This is a genomic window from Streptomyces rectiviolaceus (genome assembly GCF_039533825.1).
GTDB lineage: Bacteria > Actinomycetota > Actinomycetes > Streptomycetales > Streptomycetaceae > Streptomyces > Streptomyces rectiviolaceus.
Genome location: NZ_BAAAUG010000126.1, coordinates 42979 through 58810 on the forward strand (window position 1 = coordinate 42979; position 15832 = coordinate 58810).

At 71.1% G+C, this 15832-nt stretch carries 17 protein-coding genes; 10 read left to right on the forward strand and 7 right to left on the reverse strand.

Translation table 11 applies throughout. The features are described 5' to 3' along the window. Positions 1 to 16: 16 nt before the first annotated feature. The 6 genes from ABD378_RS31275 (at position 17) to ABD378_RS31300 (ending at position 5764) form a co-directional block, all read left to right on the forward strand. Positions 17 to 1666, forward strand: coding sequence for an ATP-binding protein (locus ABD378_RS31275; protein ID WP_425583899.1), 1650 nt, complete (start codon positions 17 to 19; stop codon positions 1664 to 1666). Further along, positions 1663 to 2109 (forward strand): roadblock/LC7 domain-containing protein, encoded by a 447-nt coding sequence (locus tag ABD378_RS31280; protein ID WP_344526317.1) that lies wholly within the window; start codon positions 1663 to 1665, stop codon positions 2107 to 2109. Before ABD378_RS31275 ends, ABD378_RS31280 begins: the two co-directional genes overlap by 4 nt. After that, complete coding sequence (locus ABD378_RS31285; RefSeq protein ID WP_344526319.1) at positions 2106 to 2468, forward strand: DUF742 domain-containing protein; 363 nt, start codon at positions 2106 to 2108, stop codon at positions 2466 to 2468. Before ABD378_RS31280 ends, ABD378_RS31285 begins: the two co-directional genes overlap by 4 nt. Continuing rightward, the gene (locus ABD378_RS31290; protein ID WP_344526321.1) at positions 2446 to 3135 is read left to right on the forward strand and encodes a GTP-binding protein; all 690 of its coding nucleotides are present in this window, start codon (positions 2446 to 2448) and stop codon (positions 3133 to 3135) included. Before ABD378_RS31285 ends, ABD378_RS31290 begins: the two co-directional genes overlap by 23 nt. Further along, entirely contained in the window at positions 3132 to 4433 is a 1302-nt protein-coding gene (locus ABD378_RS31295; RefSeq protein WP_344526323.1) for a cytochrome P450, read from the forward strand. Before ABD378_RS31290 ends, ABD378_RS31295 begins: the two co-directional genes overlap by 4 nt. A 71-nt stretch (positions 4434 to 4504) precedes the next feature. Continuing rightward, a complete protein-coding gene (locus tag ABD378_RS31300) occupies positions 4505 to 5764 on the forward strand; it encodes a cytochrome P450 family protein (RefSeq protein WP_344526325.1) in 1260 nt (419 codons plus the stop codon). A gap of 34 nt (positions 5765 to 5798) precedes the next feature. Here ABD378_RS31300 and ABD378_RS31305 read toward each other — a convergent pair whose 3' ends face one another. Together ABD378_RS31305 and ABD378_RS31310 are read right to left on the reverse strand one after the other, a co-directional pair. Then, complete coding sequence (locus ABD378_RS31305) at positions 5799 to 6197, reverse strand: SHOCT domain-containing protein (protein WP_344526327.1); 399 nt, start codon at positions 6195 to 6197, stop codon at positions 5799 to 5801. A gap of 55 nt (positions 6198 to 6252) precedes the next feature. Then, entirely contained in the window at positions 6253 to 6861 is a 609-nt protein-coding gene (locus tag ABD378_RS31310) for a 2'-5' RNA ligase family protein (RefSeq protein ID WP_344526329.1), read from the reverse strand. 80 nt (positions 6862 to 6941) lie between these two features. Between ABD378_RS31310 and ABD378_RS31315 the strand changes: the two genes are divergently transcribed. Then, complete coding sequence (locus ABD378_RS31315; RefSeq protein WP_344526331.1) at positions 6942 to 7346, forward strand: RidA family protein; 405 nt, start codon at positions 6942 to 6944, stop codon at positions 7344 to 7346. A 29-nt stretch (positions 7347 to 7375) separates the two neighbouring features. After that, on the forward strand, positions 7376 to 7936 hold the full coding sequence (locus ABD378_RS31320) for a cysteine hydrolase family protein (RefSeq protein WP_344526333.1): 561 nt from the start codon (positions 7376 to 7378) through the stop codon (positions 7934 to 7936). A gap of 10 nt (positions 7937 to 7946) precedes the next feature. Here the strand turns inward: ABD378_RS31320 and ABD378_RS31325 are convergent, their stop codons facing one another. Beyond that, entirely contained in the window at positions 7947 to 8267 is a 321-nt protein-coding gene (locus tag ABD378_RS31325; protein ID WP_344526335.1) for a cupin domain-containing protein, read from the reverse strand. Between the two features lie 282 nt (positions 8268 to 8549). On the opposite strand from ABD378_RS31325, the gene ABD378_RS31330 reads away from it, so the two are divergent. Further along, entirely contained in the window at positions 8550 to 9506 is a 957-nt protein-coding gene (locus ABD378_RS31330) for an endonuclease/exonuclease/phosphatase family protein (protein WP_386546922.1), read from the forward strand. Here ABD378_RS31330 and ABD378_RS31335 read toward each other — a convergent pair whose 3' ends face one another. Further along, the gene (locus ABD378_RS31335; protein WP_344526337.1) at positions 9507 to 10859 is read right to left on the reverse strand and encodes an ABC transporter substrate-binding protein; all 1353 of its coding nucleotides are present in this window, start codon (positions 10857 to 10859) and stop codon (positions 9507 to 9509) included. A gap of 339 nt (positions 10860 to 11198) precedes the next feature. On the opposite strand from ABD378_RS31335, the gene ABD378_RS31340 reads away from it, so the two are divergent. Continuing rightward, positions 11199 to 11324: a hypothetical protein gene (locus ABD378_RS31340; protein ID WP_344526339.1), complete on the forward strand. Its 126-nt coding sequence runs from the start codon at positions 11199 to 11201 to the stop codon at positions 11322 to 11324. A gap of 114 nt (positions 11325 to 11438) precedes the next feature. On the opposite strand, the gene amaB is transcribed toward ABD378_RS31340, so the two are convergent. The 3 genes from amaB to ABD378_RS31355 form a co-directional block, all read right to left on the reverse strand. Then, entirely contained in the window at positions 11439 to 12974 is a 1536-nt protein-coding gene (amaB, locus tag ABD378_RS31345) for an L-piperidine-6-carboxylate dehydrogenase (RefSeq protein ID WP_344526341.1), read from the reverse strand. A gap of 46 nt (positions 12975 to 13020) precedes the next feature. Continuing rightward, positions 13021 to 14418: a 2-oxoadipate dioxygenase/decarboxylase gene (hglS, locus tag ABD378_RS31350; protein WP_344526343.1), complete on the reverse strand. Its 1398-nt coding sequence runs from the start codon at positions 14416 to 14418 to the stop codon at positions 13021 to 13023. A 95-nt stretch (positions 14419 to 14513) separates the two neighbouring features. After that, entirely contained in the window at positions 14514 to 15719 is a 1206-nt protein-coding gene (locus tag ABD378_RS31355; RefSeq protein WP_344526345.1) for an NAD(P)/FAD-dependent oxidoreductase, read from the reverse strand. Between the last annotated feature and the right edge of the window lie 113 nt (positions 15720 to 15832).

The following is a 15832-nucleotide window of genomic DNA, read 5'->3' on the forward strand; positions in this document are numbered from 1 at the left end:
TCGTTGTGGTGAAGGTGTGCAGGATCGCCGGGTCAAGTGCGCCGTGGTGAGCCGGCTCAAGCGTGGCTCCGTGGGCCGCGAGGCCGTGGTCTGGCTGATCGCCGTGGTCCTTGCGATCGCCGGGGCGGTGCTCGCCGCCCTTGATGCGGCGGCCCAGTGGCGGCAGGTCCTGGCCGGCGGCTGCGCCGCGGTCGCGGTGCTGCTGCTCGCCTGGGTGTTGGTGCTTGTCCGGCAGTTGTCCGCCGAGCGGGCCGACCGGGCCAGGCTGGAGCGTCTTGCCGCGGTCCGGGAGGCCGAGGTGACGCACCTCGCCGGTGTGCGCCTCCCCGCGATCGCCGAGCGGGTGCGCGCCGGGCAGCGACTGGAGGGTGTGCCGGGGCCGTTGACGGCGCCGGGGGAGACCGGCGAGGAGTTCGCGCGGGCCCTGTCCGCCGTGGCCGTCGCGCTGGGGTCGGACGAGGCCGTGCGCCGCGAGCGCGGCCTGCGCGACTCGGTGCAGGCCGCCTTCGAGTCCGTCGCGCGCACCATGCACGCGATGGCCACGGTGCAGCAGCAGGTCCTCGACCGGGTCGAGCGCTCCATCGAGGACCCGCACCTCATGGGCGAGGTGATGAAGGCCGATCACGCGGCCGCGCAGATGACCCGCAAGGCCCAGACGCTCCTGGTGATGTGCGGGATCTGGCCCGCCCGCCGGGAGACCCGGCCGGTCTCGCTGTACGACTGCGTACGCGGCGCACAGTCGCGGATCGTGGAGTACAGCCGGATCGAGGTGCACGGCGGACAGACGCTCTACGCGGTGCCGCCCGCGGTGGAGGGGCTGATGCACGCCATCGCCGAACTCCTGGAGAACGCCACGGTGTTCTCGCCCTCGCGCTCTCAAGTCGTCGTCACCATCCGTGAGGTGGGAGCCGGAGCGGTCCTGGAGATCGATGACGCGGGCCTGGGCATGCCGCCGGACGTGCTGCACCGGGCGATGGGCCAGCTCCGCGACGACCAGGACCTGGCCCGCCTGGGCGCGGTGCCCCGCCTCGGCCTTGCCTGTGTGGGCCGCTGGAGCCGTGAGCTCGGCTTCAACGTGGAGCTGAGCGGGGCCTCGGCCTATGGCGGAACGCGTGCGGTGACCTTCGTGCCGTTCCGGCTGCTGACCGAGCCTCCCTCGCACGTCACGGGGTCCCATCGGGTCAGCGGCCAGACGGCGGCGCCGCAGCAGGCCGCCGAGTCCGAGCCCGCGGGCGTTCCCGTGCGGCAGCAGATGGCCGCCCATGGCGGGTCGCCGGAGCACGCCGACGCGCGGCTTCAGGAACAGCAAGGCCCCGCGGAGCACGCGGAGTTGCCCGTCCGGGGCACGCCGGGCGTTCCTCCCGCGAGCGAGACAGCGGTCGGCCTGCCCAAGCGGCGCAACCGGCGGCAAGCCGCGTCGGGCTCGGCCCGCAGGCCGGTGCCTGAGCAACGGCAGGCGCCCCCGGCCGCACCCGCGACCCCCTGGACGCCGGAGGCGGCGCGTGCGTCGATCGCCAGCGTGGTGTCCGGTTCGCTGCGCGGCCGCGCGGCCCTCGACGCGGACCGGCCCGCGGCACAGGAGGCGAACCCGTCGGCCGAGCCCCCGCCGGCCGTGGAACCGTCCCAACCCCCCACCCCTGACGACCATGACGGAGGCCGGCAGTGACCGGAATCATCACCCCCCTTCCCGACCTGGGCTGGATGCTCCGCCCGCTGATCGAGATCCCCGGGGTCCGGCACAGCGTGGTGGTCTCCGAGGACGGGCTGCGGCTCGGGCACGCCTCCGCGGAGAACCTCTCCGGGCCGGTGTCCGACCTGAGCGTCGCCGAAGCCGAGTCCCTCTCCGCGGCCTGCGCCGCGATGACCATGACGGGCCGCTCCACGACCACGCTGCTCTTCGGGTCCGGCGCCGGCGTACGGCAGTTGATGCTGGAGTCCGACCACGGGTTCGTGCTGTTCACGCATGCCGGCGTGGGCGCGCACCTGGGGGTCGCCACCGACCTGGACGCCGATGTCGGGCTCGTGGCCCAGCAGATGCAGCTGCTCGTGGTGAAGATCGGCTCGCACCTGAGCAGTCAGCCGCGGGATCCGGCCCCCGCGGCGTCATGACGGACCCGCGGCCGCAGGAGCTGACGGCCTCCGCGGTCCGCCCGTACGTGATCACTCGCGGGCGGGCTGCATCCGACACCGAGACCCTGGCCTGGGAGTCCCTGGTGATGGCGACGGACGCGGCGTTTCCCGCGTCTCTCCAGCCCGAGCACCAGACCATCCTGGCCCACTGCCAGGGACTCCTCTCGGTGGCCGAGGTGGCCGCACACATCGGCCAGCCCCCCTCGGTCGTCCAGGTGTTGCTCTGCGATCTCCTCGAATGGGGGCTCATCGTGACCCGTCCGCCCGTGCCGCCGGCCGAACACACCGATGTGACCATGCTCAGAAAGGTCCTCCATGGTCTCGAAAGCCGCCTCTGACGCGCCGTCCCCGCCGCCCCCGCCGTCCCCGCCTTCCAGGGCCCCGCAACCGTCCGGCTCCGGAGCCGAGGCCGATTCAGGGACCGGGCCCGGGCCCGGGAAGTACCTCACCTCCAGCGTCGCGGGCGCCGCCAAGATCCTGGTCGTCGGACCGCTGGGGGTCGGCAAGACCACCCTGATCGGCACCGTCTCGGAGATCAAACCCCTGTCCACCGAGGCCGTCATGACCCAGGCGGGCGCCCGGGTCGACACCGTCGTGGCCGGCGGCAAGACGACCACGACCGTGGCCCTCGACTTCGGCCGGATGACCATCGACGGGGAACTGGTGCTCTACCTGTTCGGCACCCCCGGCCAGCAGCGATTCCTGCCCGCGTGGCGGGATCTGGCCAAGGGAGCGCTCGGTGCCCTGGCCCTGGTGGACACGCGTGACCTGGAGGCGTCCTTCGACGCCCTGGGCAACCTGGAGGAGCTCGGGCTGCCCTTCGCGGTGGCCGTGAACGTGTTCCCCGGCAGCCCGCAGCACGGGGCGGACGACCTGCGCGCGGCCCTCGACCTGCTCCCCGACACCCCCGTGGTGGACTGCGACGCACGCGACCCCGCGTCCTCGGTCCGGGCCCTGATCGCCCTCGTCCAGCACCTCATCCACGTCGCCACGGAGACCCCATGACCTCGCCCCACGCCGCGGCCGGGCCGCCCGCCCGCTGCCCGGTCACCGGAGCCCCGGCGGCGCCGACCGCGCTGTACGGACCCGATCTCGACGGCGACGCGATGCCCGCCCTGTACGAGCAACTGCGCGGCGCCCATGGACCGGTGGCCCCTGTCTCCATCGCTCCCGGCGTCGACGCCTGGCTCGTCATCGGCCACCGTGAACTGCTCCAACTGACCCGCGACGAGCAGGACTTCTCACACGATCCGCGCCGCTGGAGCCTGCTGCGGGAGGGCCGGGTGCCCGCCGACTCGCCGATCCTGCCCATGGTCGGGTGGCGGCCCGCCCTGCTGTTCGCCGACGGACAGCAGCACCGCCGGATGCGCGCGGCCGTCTCCGCCGCGCTTGCCGGGATCAACGGCCACGAACTGCGGCGCTCCGTGCGGGCCGCGGCCGAGCAGGTGATCGTGTCGTTCGCCGAGCGCAGCGAGGCCGACCTGGTGGCCGACTACGCGCGCAAGCTGCCGATGCGCGTCATCACCGAGCTGCTCGGCGTGGACGAACAGACCGGCCGCCACCTGGTGGAGGCCGTCGCCGGGACGGTCTCCGCCACCAGCGCCGCCGCGGACGCCAGCAAGCGCATGGGCGCGATCCTGCTCCAGCTGATCGAGGAGAAGCGGCGCCGCCGCGGCAACGACATCACGTCGGCCCTGCTGCACCACCCGGCCCGGCTCACCGACGAAGAGGTCCTGCACAACCTCGTGGTCATGTTCGTCGCGGGCAACCAGACCACCGTCAACTGGATCGCCACCACCCTGCGCATCCTGCTGTGCGACCCGCAGTTCCGCTCCTCGCTGACCGGCGGCCACCTCAGCGTGGACGACGCGCTCGACCTGGTCCTGTGGCGCTTCCCGCCCACGCAGAACTTCCCCGCCCGCTACGCCACCCGCGACATGACCTTCGGCGGGCAGTTCATCCGCACCGGCGACATGCTCATCCTCGGTCTGGCCGGCGCCAACGCGGACCCGCAGATCCTCCCCGACGACGGCGCACCGGTCGTCGGCAACCGCTCGCACCTGGCCTTCGGCGCGGGCCCGCACATCTGCCCCGCCCAGGACCCGGCCCGGCTCATCACCCGTACCGCAGTGGACACGATCCGCCACCGCCTTCCCGACCTCGAACTGGCCATCCCGCAGGGCGAACTGGAGTGGATCAAGTCACCCTGGAGCAGAGGGCTCGCCGCGCTCCCGGTCCGCTTCACGGCCCCTGTCCTGCCCCAGCATCCCGGCCCGTTGCCGGAGGCCCATCGCGTGCGGTGAACGGACACACCCCCAACTCCTCAGCGCACCCGAGCCGCAGCCGACCCGCCCCCTAGACCAGGAGAGCCCCGTTGAACACGTCACCGGTGAACACCGCAGCCAGCCAGCCGCACCGCTTCGACCCGGCCGGCGGCTGTCCGCACGCGGACAACGCCCGGCTCCTTGCCCAGGGCGCCGTCACGTCCGTGGTCCTGCCCGGTGACGTACAGGGCATGGCGGTCCTCGGCCATGACGCGCTCAAGGAGTTTCTCGCCCACCCCGATGTCGCCAAGAACGCACAGCACTTCGCCGCGCTGCAGGCGGGCGAGATAGCCGACGGCTGGCCGCTGAAGACCTTCGCGACGGTGCAGGGCATGACCACAGCCGACGGCGCCGACCACCGCAGGCTGCGCTCCCTGATGGGCAAGGCGTTCACTCCCCGCAGGGTGGCGGAACTCGAACCGCGGATCACGGCTCTGACGACCGAACTGCTCGACGGCCTCGACCGGGCCGCCGCCGACGGCGACGGCGTCGCGGACCTGCGCAAGCACTTCGCGCTGCCGCTGCCGATGGGGGTCATCTGCGAACTCCTGGGCGTGGACGCCGAGTACCACGACCGGCTGCACCACCTGTCGAACCAGATCGTCGCCACCGACATCGGCCCCGAAGAGGCGATGGCGGCCAACAAGGAGATGGTGGAAGTCCTCGGCGCGGTCGCCGCCTCCCGCGCCGCCACCCCGGGAGACGACCTCACCACCGCCCTGATCGCGGCCCGTGAGGAGAACGGCGACCGGCTCAGCCCGCACGAGCTGCTCGGCACCCTGATGCTCACGATCATCGCCGGGCACGAGACCACCCTCAACCTCATCACCAACGCCGTACGCGCCCTGTGCACCCACCGCGAGCAGCTCGCCCTGGCCAAATCCGGCAAGGTGGCGTGGGCCGACGTGGTGGAGGAGACCCTGCGCTGGGACAGCCCCGTCAGCTATTTCCCCTTCCGGTACCCGACCCGCGACCTCACGCTCGACGGCACCGTCATCCCCCAGGGCACCCCCGTACTGGCCGGCTACTCCGCCGCGGGCCGCGACAAGCAGGCCCACGGCCCCGACGCCGACCGCTTCGACATCACCCGCGACACCACCACCCGGCACCTGTCCCTGGGCCACGGCGCGCACTTCTGCATGGGCGCACCGCTGGCCCGCATGGAGGCCACCATCGCCCTCGAGCAGCTCTTCAACCGCTTCCCCGACCTCGACCTCGCCGTCCCGGAACCCGAACTGCCCCGCCATGCCTCCTTCGTGGGCAACAGCGTGCAGAAGCTTCCCGTGCGCGTGGGCGACCGGCGGCCGTAACCGGTCAGCGGGCGGTGGCCGAGGTGGCCACCGCTCAGGCCAGCACCTTGTCCTTCGCCTTCTCGTACTCCTCGGTCGTGATGTCGCCGTTCTTCCTCAGCTCGGCGAGTCTCGCCAGCTCGTCGACGTGACCGCCGCCCGGTCCTGCGGAACCGGCCGCCTTCTGTACGTACGCGCGGAACGCCTGCTCCTGTTCCTTGGCCTGAGCCACATCCCGTTCGCTCATGCTGCGCCCGCGGGCGATTAGGTACACGAGGACCCCGAGGAACGGGAGGACCAGCACGAAGATGAGCCAGCCGGCCTTCCACCAACCGCTGAGCGTGTGATCACGGAACAGGTCGGTGATCACCTTGAACAGCAGGAAGAACCACATGATCCACAGGAAGAGGTACAGCATCGTCAGGAACAGATTCAGCAGCGGGTAGTCGTCCATGGAGGATGCCCCTTTCACGGAGTCCCCGCGAGGGCGCGGAGTCGATTCCGATGACTCAGGCATATCCCTGAAAGGGGAGTCGTGCATCTCGGGCGGCGGTGCTGCTTCCCGCCGAGAGGCCGAGGGGGTACTCGGTGCGGTCCTGCCAGCGTGTGCCATCCCAGACGATGAGGTGTACCGCGCGGACGCGGCAGCTCAGCGGCAGGAGGGGCTCGAGCTCGGCCTGCAGCGCGTCGTACGCCGCGTCCTGGGTCGCGGGGCCCTCACTGTTCGCGACCGTCAGATGCGGGGCGAGCGGGGTGTCGAATATTCCCCGGTAGGGCACCGCATCCGGCCAGCGCCGGGTGAGGTCCTTGGCAAGGGCCGTGATCGGGGTGTGCGGCCACGGATCGAGGTAGAGCACGCCGGGATAGCGGGCGAACTCGGCGAAGGCAAGGGTGAAGGCGTCGTGCCCGGCGAAGAGACCGGACAGATCGCGGTGGGCCGCGGCGTCGAGACGGCTCTCGTGCACGAAGGGGTAGAGCACTGTCACATGGGCCGGGAACCCTGCCCGGACCAGCCGGTCGGCTTCGGGGACCCTGATGGTGAGGGCGGTGTCACCCGGGACGTCCGGCCACCCGTCCACCGCGGGCTCGCGCTCGGCACACTCTTCATCGGCGTTCATCACGCGCCATGATCGCACCGGACGGGGATTGCCTACGAAGCAGCGGAATGGGCGGGCCCTCGCTGGATGTTCGACGAGACATGACGACCGATCAGCGCACGATCACCAACCCGCCGACCCTCCACGACCCGACACCGTTCGGCTACAGCCACGCCGCATCGGCGCCCGGCGAACTCGTCTTCATCGGCGGCCAGTACGCCTCCGACGCCACCGGCGCCCCTGTGCCCGGCGCCTTCGCCGCCCAGGTGGACCTGGCCTTCGACAGGCTGCGGTCGGCCCTGGAGGGGGTCGGCCTCGGATACGAGCACGTGGTCCGGCTCGGCACCTTCATCGTCGACCACGACCTGGACAAGCTGGAGGCCCTGGGCAAGGCGCTGCACGCCCGCTTCGGTGACCGGCTCCCGGCCCAGACGCTGAGCGGCGTGGCTTCTCTCGCGCTGCCGGGGATGCTGTTCGAGGTGGATGCCGTGGCGGTGCGGCCGTGAACGCAGCCACGGCAGACAGTGCGAACAGCGTGAACAGCGCCCTCCTCGTGATGGACGTCCAGCGCGAGATCGTGGACCTCGCCGACGACGGCTCGGGATATCTGCCGCGCCTGCGCCGGGCGATCGACGGCGCCCGCGCGGCGGACATCCCCGTGATCTACGTGGCCATCGCGTTACGGCCGGGCGACGCGTACGTCAGCACCCGCAACAAGGCGCTCACCGCCGTGGTGCGTGCGGGCCTGCACACCGAGGGCGAGCCCGGCACCGAGATCCACCCCGACATCGCGCCCCGGCCGGGCGACACCGTGGTCACCAAGCGGCGCGGGAGCGCGTTCTCGGGCAGTGATCTGGACCTGGTGCTCAGGGCGCGCGACATCGACAATCTGGTTCTCACCGGCATCGCCACCAGCGGCGTAGTACTGCACACCGCGTGTCACGCGAACGACCGGGACCTCGGACTCACCGTCCTGTCGGACGCCTGCCTCGACCTGGACCCCGAGGTGCACGCGCTCCTGATCGGAAAGCTGTTCCCGCAGTGGGCGGAGGTCGTCTCCGTCGAGGAGTGGCTCAAGGCCGTCGCACCGCAGTAGCGCCTTCCGCTCAGACCTCGGTGACGGCCGTCAGCACCACGGCCGAGTCGTCCAGCGCGGTCAGGCCGTGGCGCTCGTGCGGTACGGGCGCGAACTCGCCCTCGCCCAGTTCGAGCGTGTCGCTCGCCGTGGTGAGCCCGACCCGCCCGCGCAGGACGAACAGGGTGGCGGCCGTGGGCGTCTCGTGCTCACCGAGCTCGTGTCCGGTGGTGAGCACGATGAGGCTCTGCCGCAGCGGACCGTCGTGCAGGAGCAGCTCGGCGCTGCGTCCGTGTGCGGAGGTGCGGGCCTTCTCGAGGTGCTCTGCGACAAGGGCGTAGAGATCGGCCACGGTAGGTCCCTTCGAACGGACAGCGTGTGGGTGCGTGCCTGCGTGCGGGCACGCCCCACCCAGTCTTCCCGTTGCCCGCGCAAGCCGCATCCGCCGGCCGGAACCTGATCACCCGATGGTGGCGTCCTACCAGGCGCATTGCGCTCACGGCCGGGGGAGCGGGGGAGACGGCGGGGACGGGGGAGCTGAGTGGAGCGGGTGGACAGCGGCGCGGTGCCGGGGACGCCGACTGCGCGGCTGCGGCTACGGCTGTGGCGGTGGCTGCGTCGTCGCGGCGACTGGCTGCGGTGGGGCGCGGGCGCGACAGGCCGGTCGCCCTGGGCGCGCGGCAGGATTCTCGCGGCGCTCGCCGCCTTGACCGCAGGCCTGCTGGCGTTCCACGCCGCCGTGCCCAACACCGTCGGCCGTTTCGGCAGCCTCCTCGAGACGTTCCTGCCCTGGCTCGGCCTGACCGTTCCCCTGCTGCTCGTCCTTGCCCTGCTGCGCCGCTCGGCCATCGCGCTGGTGGCCCTGTTGCTGCCCGCCGCCGTCTGGGGGAGTCTCTTCGGCGGGCGAGTGGCGGCAGGGGACGGTGGCGCCCACGACATCATGGCCGTCCAGCACAACGTCAGCGACGTGAACGCCGACCCTGCGGGCACCGCCCGCGCCCTGACCGGCTCCGGGCCGGATCTCATCGCCCTGGAGGAGCTGACGCCCTCCGCGCTTCCGGTGTACGAGAAAGCCTTGGCGCCGCAATATCCCTACCGGGCGGTGCGGGGCACGGTCGGACTCTGGTCGAAGCATCCGCTGACGGATGTCCGGACGGTGGACATCAGGCCGGAGGGGGTCGGGAAGGACTGGAACCGTGGGGTGCGGGCGAGGGCCCGTACGCCATGGGGTGATGTCGCGGTGTACGTCGCCCACTTGCCCTCGGTCCGCGTCCAGTGGCGCGGCTTCAGTTCAGGGCGACGGGACGAGAGCGCCGGTCTGCTGGGCGCGACGCTGGACGCCGAGAAGCTGGACAGGGTGATCCTGCTTGGCGACCTCAACGGCACGGTGGACGACCGCGGCCTGGACCCGGTCACCACCCGCCTCGACTCTGCGGGACGGGACTTCGCCTTCAGCTGGCCCGCCGCCTTCCCCGTCTCCCGGATCGACCACGTCATGACCCGCTCGGCGACCGTCACCCACGTCCGGACGCTGCCCGCCACCGGCAGCGACCACCTGCCCGTCGCCGCCGGCCTCACCCTCAACCCCTGATCAGGAGTTCTGCCGCTTCCAGTCGGCCTGCGCGGTGTTGAGCTGGTCGGCGAGGTCGTCCAAGAAGTCCTTCGCGCCGGTCTTTCCGAGCATGACCTTCTGGAAGGCGGGTTCGTTGTCGGCCTTGGAGATCGTGTTCCAGTCGGGCAGGTAGTACGGCAGCTGAACGATCGCGGTGGCAGGGGAGTTGAGCGCTTCGGCTGCCAGCCGTGTCGGCTCGGACTTCTCGACCCAGGCGTCCTTGACCGCCTTCTGGTTGGCGGGGATCAGACCGGCCGACTCGTTGAACTTGGAGCTCGCCTTGTGGGAGGAGGCGAACTCGATGAACTTCCAGGCAGCCTTCTTCTTGGTGCTGGTCTTGAAGATCGAGAGCCCGTCGATGGGGTTGGACACCTGCACGCGCTTGCCGCCCGCCGCCTTCGGGTTCGGCAGACCACGGAACTTTCCGGGGCCGAGGGCTTTCACGTGGTCCTGGTAGGAGCCCAGGTTGTGGCTGAGCATGCCGATCCGGCCGCCGTCCCACTGGGCGACCATCTGCGTGAAGTTGTTGTTGAGGTCGGCGGCCGGGGTCGTCTTCTTGTAGAGGGCCGTGTACTTCTCCAGGGCGGCGACGTTCTTCGGGTCGTTGACCGTGGTCTTCGTCTCGTCGGCGTTCCAGAAGGACTTGATGCCGCTCTGTCCGTACATCGCGTCCAGGGCCTGGGCGATGGATCCGACACCGCCGCGGATGGTGTAGCCGAACTGGTTCTTGTCCCTGGCGGTGAGGTGGTCCGCCGCCTCGTAGAACTTGCTCCAGGTGGTCGGCGCGTCCAGACCGGCGGCCTTGAAGAGGTCGGTGCGGTAGTACAGGACGCCGTTGTTCGCGGAGGTCGGGACCATCAGCAGCTGCGACGTCCCGCCCGCCGAAGTCGTCGACGCGAGCATGCTCTTGCTGAGCTCGCCGTCCAGAGGACTGTCGGCCAGCCGGTCCTGCAGCGGTTCAAGCGCGCCCTGGGCCGCGATGGCGGCGAGCATGGCGGCGCCGACGCCGCCGACGTCCGGAAGGCCGCCGCCCTGGATGGAGTTGTCGTACTTCGACTGGGCGTTCTCGGCAGGGACGCCGACGTAGTCGACCTTGATGTCGGGGTACTTCTCCTCGAAGTCCTTGATGATCTCCATCCAGATGTCGCGGCGGACGGCCGTGTTGTTGTCCCAGAAGGTGATGGTCCCCTTGCCCGAGCCTTCGCTGCCCTCTTCGCCCGCGATGCCGGACCCGTCGTCCCCGCAGGCTGTGGCGGTGATGCCGAGGAGGAGGGTCAGGGCTATGGCTGTGGGGGCGGCTCGACGTGGGCCCTTGCGTATGCGGGAACTCATGATGGGGGTTCTCCTCCTCCGAACTCTGGCCGACTGCGCCAACACACGGCGTGCGTACACCGCGTATGGCATACCGCGTCTCGTATATGACATACGAAGCGCGGCGACTCGAAGCTAGGAGCAGGTAGTTGGTTCGTCAACGCATCTGACAAAACTCGCTGCGGGGAGCCTGAGAGCCTCCGTGTTCCGGCAGGGGAGCAGGAGTTCGGCGGCGTACTTCCGAACTCCCCCCGCCCATCGGTATGTTGCTCCCGTCTCTGCCTCGCGCTGGGGGAGGAGCGCCCGGGTCGGCCGTCGTACGGCGGCCGAGTGGGCGCCCCACAACCGAGAGGAGGAGATATGGCCGAGCGCAAGTCGTCCATGCGGACAAAGGTGGGGCAGGATCTCGCGACACGTATCACGGCGGCCCTGGTGGGCCGTGCCCTTTGGGCGGTGATCGTGGAGTTCTTCCGCCGCGACCTTTGAGGGCCTGAACAGCCCTGGGCAGCGTTCAGCGGCGCCCCTTGGTGACCCCCGTTCCAAGGGGCGCCGCGCTGTCCGGCCTGTCCGGCCGCGGGCTGCCTCCCGTCGTCCAGTCGTCTAGAGGAAGCTGACGTTCTGGGCCAGGGCGAGGCGGCTGGAGTAGTTGATGGTGTTGGTGGCCGGGCGCATGTACGCGCGCCAGGCGTCGGAGCCGGACTCGCGTCCGCCGCCGGTCTCCTTCTCACCGCCGAACGCGCCTCCGATCTCGGCGCCGGACGTGCCGATGTTGACGTTGGCGATGCCGCAGTCGGAGCCCTCGGACGACAGGAAGAGCTCGGCCTCCTGCTGGTCGCGGGTAAAGATGCTGGAGGACAGCCCCTGCGGGACGTCGTTGTGCAGTGCGATGGCCTCCTCCAGGGTGTCGTAGGTGAGGACGTACAGGATGGGGGCGAAGGTCTCCTGGCGTACGACGTCGGTCTGTTCGTCGACGCGGACGACGACCGGTTCGGTGTACGCGGCCTGCGGCGCCGCGTCCGCCAGGCGCCGGTTCCCGCCGGCGAGGATCTTGCCGCCCTGCGCCTGAACGCGGGCGAGCGAGTCCTGCATACCGTCGAGGGCGGCGGGCGAGATGAGCGGGCCGACGAGGGTGTTCTCGTCGAACGGGTCGCCGATGGGAAGCTTCGTGTAGGCGGCCGTCAGGCGCGCGACGAGGGTGTCGGCGATGTCGCGGTGGACGATGAGGCGGCGCAGCGTGGTGCAGCGCTGGCCCGCCGTGCCCGCCGCGGCGAACACGATGCCCTGCACCGCGAGGTCGAGGTCGGCCGAAGGCGCCACGATCGCCGCGTTGTTGCCCCCGAGTTCGAGCAGGGTGCGCCCGAACCGGGCCGCCACGCGCGGGCCGACCTCGCGGCCCATGCGGGTGGAGCCGGTGGCGCTGACGAGCGCGACACGCGGGTCGTCGACAAGGCGCTCGCCCACCGCGCGGTCGCCGAGCAGGAGACGGTGCACGTCGCCGGGGGCGCCGACTTCCCGCGCAGCCTGGGCCAACAGCCGGTCGCAGGCCAGGGAGATCAGCGGAGTCAGCTCGGACGGCTTCCAGACCACGGTGTCGCCGCAGGTCAGCGCCACCGCGGTGTTCCACGACCAGACCGCTGCGGGGAAGTTGAACGCGGAGATCACGCCGACCACGCCCAGCGGGTGCCAGGTCTCGGCGAGACGGTGGCCGGGGCGCTCGGAGGCGATGGTGCGGCCGTAGAGCTGTCGCGAGAGGCCGACCGCGAACTCACAGATGTCGATCATCTCCTGGACCTCGCCCAGCGCCTCCGAGCGGATCTTGCCCGCCTCGATGGTGATCAGGTCGGCCAGGTCGCTCTTGTGGTCACGCAGCAACTCGCCCAGGCGCCGCACGAGTTCGCCCCGGCGGGGCGCCTGGGTGGCGCGCCAGGCGAGGAATGCCTCGCGGGCGGCGGCGACGGCGTCCTCGGCGTCGGCGGCGGTTGCCGCGGTCAGGCCGAACAGGTCCTCGCCCGTGATGGGCGTACGCGCCTGGAAGTCGCTGCCTTCCGGGACCGTCACGCCGATGCTCCGCAGGCTCGTGAGGGCACGGGCGCGCAGGTCGTCGGTGCTGGGCGGCAGGGCGGTGGTGCCGGTCATGGTTCTCCCTGGGTGAGGTGTGCGGGCGGGGGTGCGGGTCGAGGGATCAGTGGTGCGCGCCGTCGAGGTCCAGGCCCAGTTCGCGGCCGGCCTCGGTGATCGAGAGGCTCTGCTGGTGCTCGTACAGGGCGAACGGGTCGAGGACTTCGCGGTCGACGGCGCCGGAGAGCCAGTCGCTGTCGTACGCGGCTCCTTCCTGCTCGGCGTTCCGGGAGCCCTCGCCGCTGAGGTTCGACTGGAAGATGCCGGCGGCGGAGCGGGGCAGGAAGTCCTCGTAGACGACGGGTTCGGCTCGCACCCAGCCCTGGCTCTCCAACTCGCCGATGGTGGTGGGAGGTTGGGAACCGTTGCGCGGGCGGTCGGGTGCGACGCGGTAGGTGAAGTAGGCCAGCTCCCGCGCGGCGAGTTCGCGCTCGGTGGCGGGGACGTGTGCGGCCCACAGGGTGCGGGCCAGATCGGTGCGGTCGGCTGCGGGGTGCCGGGTCGCCTCGTCGTCGACGAGGGTGAGCAGACGGTCGTAGAGCGCGCGGCCCGCGGGGGTGAGGGCGATGCCGCGGGCCTCGACCTCGCCGAACCGCACCCGCAGCGCGCCGCGGGTCACGCTGCCGTCGGGCAGGCGCAGGGCGCGCGGTTCGGCAAGGGCGCGGAAGGACGTCTGGCGCAGCAGCAGGTCGGGGCCCTTCCAGCCGGGCGGGCCCTGGATGGTGTCGATCATCTCGATGCCGCGGTCGGTCATCCGCCGGTACAGCTCGTCGATGTCCAGGACGCGCGGCGTGAGGTGGTTGATGTGGGTGGAGCGGACGCCGCCGATGTCCGCGGCGACCGCGGAGACCCTCTCCAGCTCCTCGTACCAAGCCTTGTCGATCGGTTCGACGGACAACTCGAAGGCCTGGACGGCGAGATGGAGGAAGCGCTCGGCATCCGCATCGGGCAGTTCCCGCTCGGCCTCTGCCCGGTCGGCCAGGGCGAGTAGCTCCGCCGGGAACAGCTCGCGCCCGGCCAGGAACGTCTCCAGGCGCGAGCGCAGGCCGGCGTCGAAGAAGCGCGGGTCCGCGGGCGTGAGCATCGAGGTGAAGACACGGAACGGGTTGCGCGCCAACTCCTCGGCGTCCACCGGGCGGAACGCCGTCGAGACGACCGGCACCGCGCTCGCGGCCGCCTCCCGCAGGTCGTAGAAGCCCACCGGACGCATGCCGAGGGCGCCGAAGACCCGCGCGACGTGGCGCAGTTCGGTGGGGGTTCCCACGCGGATGGCGCCGTGCCGTTCGGCGGTGACCCGGCTGATGGAGCCGAACCGTTCGGCATCGGCACCCTGCGCGCGCAAGGTGTCCTCGTTGACCTCGCGTGAGACGTCCACGAGCGTGTTGTAGGCGGGGACTTCTCGCCCGTACATCTCCGAGAGCCGTGCGGCGAAGGCGGCCCGCAGCTGCCACTGGCTGATCATGGAAGGTCTGCCTTTCGAGTGTTCGGATACGGGATCGATACGGGTCGATGCGGGGTCGATGCGGGGTCGATGCGGGATCGGACACGGTAGAGGGGTCAGACGACGTGGGCCTCGGGGCGGCTCGCGTCCCCGGTCCGGAAGCGGTCGGCGCTCATCGGTGTGATGTCGACACATGGCTCGCGCTCCAGGTGCAGGTCGCGCACGATCTCGCCGACAGCAGGTGCCTGGAGGAAGCCGTGGCCCGAGAAGCCCGTGGCGTAGAGGAAGTTGGGCAGCTCGCCGGAGCGGCCTATCAGCGCGTTGTGGTCGGGCGTGACCTCGTACAGTCCTGCCCATCCGTCGGCGATCGGCATCTCGGCGAGGGCGGGGGCGCGGTGGCGTACGACGTCCTGGAACAGGTCGAGCCACTCCGAGGTCCAAGTGGTGTCGAAGCCTTCGGCCTGGCGGGGGTCGGCAAGGCCGAACAGCAGCCCGTCGGCGCTGTTGTGGAAGTACGCGGACGAGGTGAAGTCGATGGTGAACGGGATCCGCGGGGCCGGAGGGGAAAGCCTTTCGGTGAAGGCCAGTTGGCGGCGCACCGGCCGGACGGGAAGGTCGACGCCGGCCATGGCACCGATCTGACCGGACCAGGCGCCCGCCGTACAGATCACGGTGGAGCAGGCGACGGCGCCACGGTCGGTGTGCACCGCGCTCACACGGTCAGCGGTGGTGTCCATGCCGGTCACGCGGGTGTGCGTGGCGAAGCGGACGCCCGCCCCGGCCGCCGCGTCGGCGTACCCGTGCACGACAAGGCCGGGGCGTGCGTGCCCGTCGGTGGGGGAGTGGACGGCCGCCACCAGGCCGTCGGTGCTCAGATACGGGCACAGACGCCGGGCCTCGTCGGCGTCGACCACGCGGCTCGGCACGCCCAGACTGTTCTGGAGCCGGACGCTCTCGGTGAAATCCGCGGCCTGCCGCTCGCCGGTGAGCAGGAAGAGATAGCCCACGGTGTCCAGGCGGATGTCCGCGCCGGGCCGGTGCGGGAAGTCCTGAAAGGCGCGCAGACTCCGGCTGCCGAGCTCGATGTTGAGCGGGTCGGAGAAGTGGGCGCGCACCCCGCCGATCGGTTTGCCGGAGCTGCCGCAGGCGAGCTCGCCGCGTTCGACGACGACGATGTCACGCACCCCTGCCTCGGCGAGGTGGAAGGCGATGGAGGCGCCCATCACGCCCCCGCCGACGATCACGACGTCGGCGGTCGGCGGGAGAGCGGCGAAGGCGGGGGCAGGGGCGGGGGCGGTGGACGGACACGGTGAGGAGGACAAAAGGCCGATCCCTTCCAGAGGCCGTCACCCGGAGCGACGGGCCTGAAGAGGCGTCAGTCCACGGGCGGGGCATGGCCGTCAGTAACTTGGTCAGTAACTTGAGGGGCACTGAT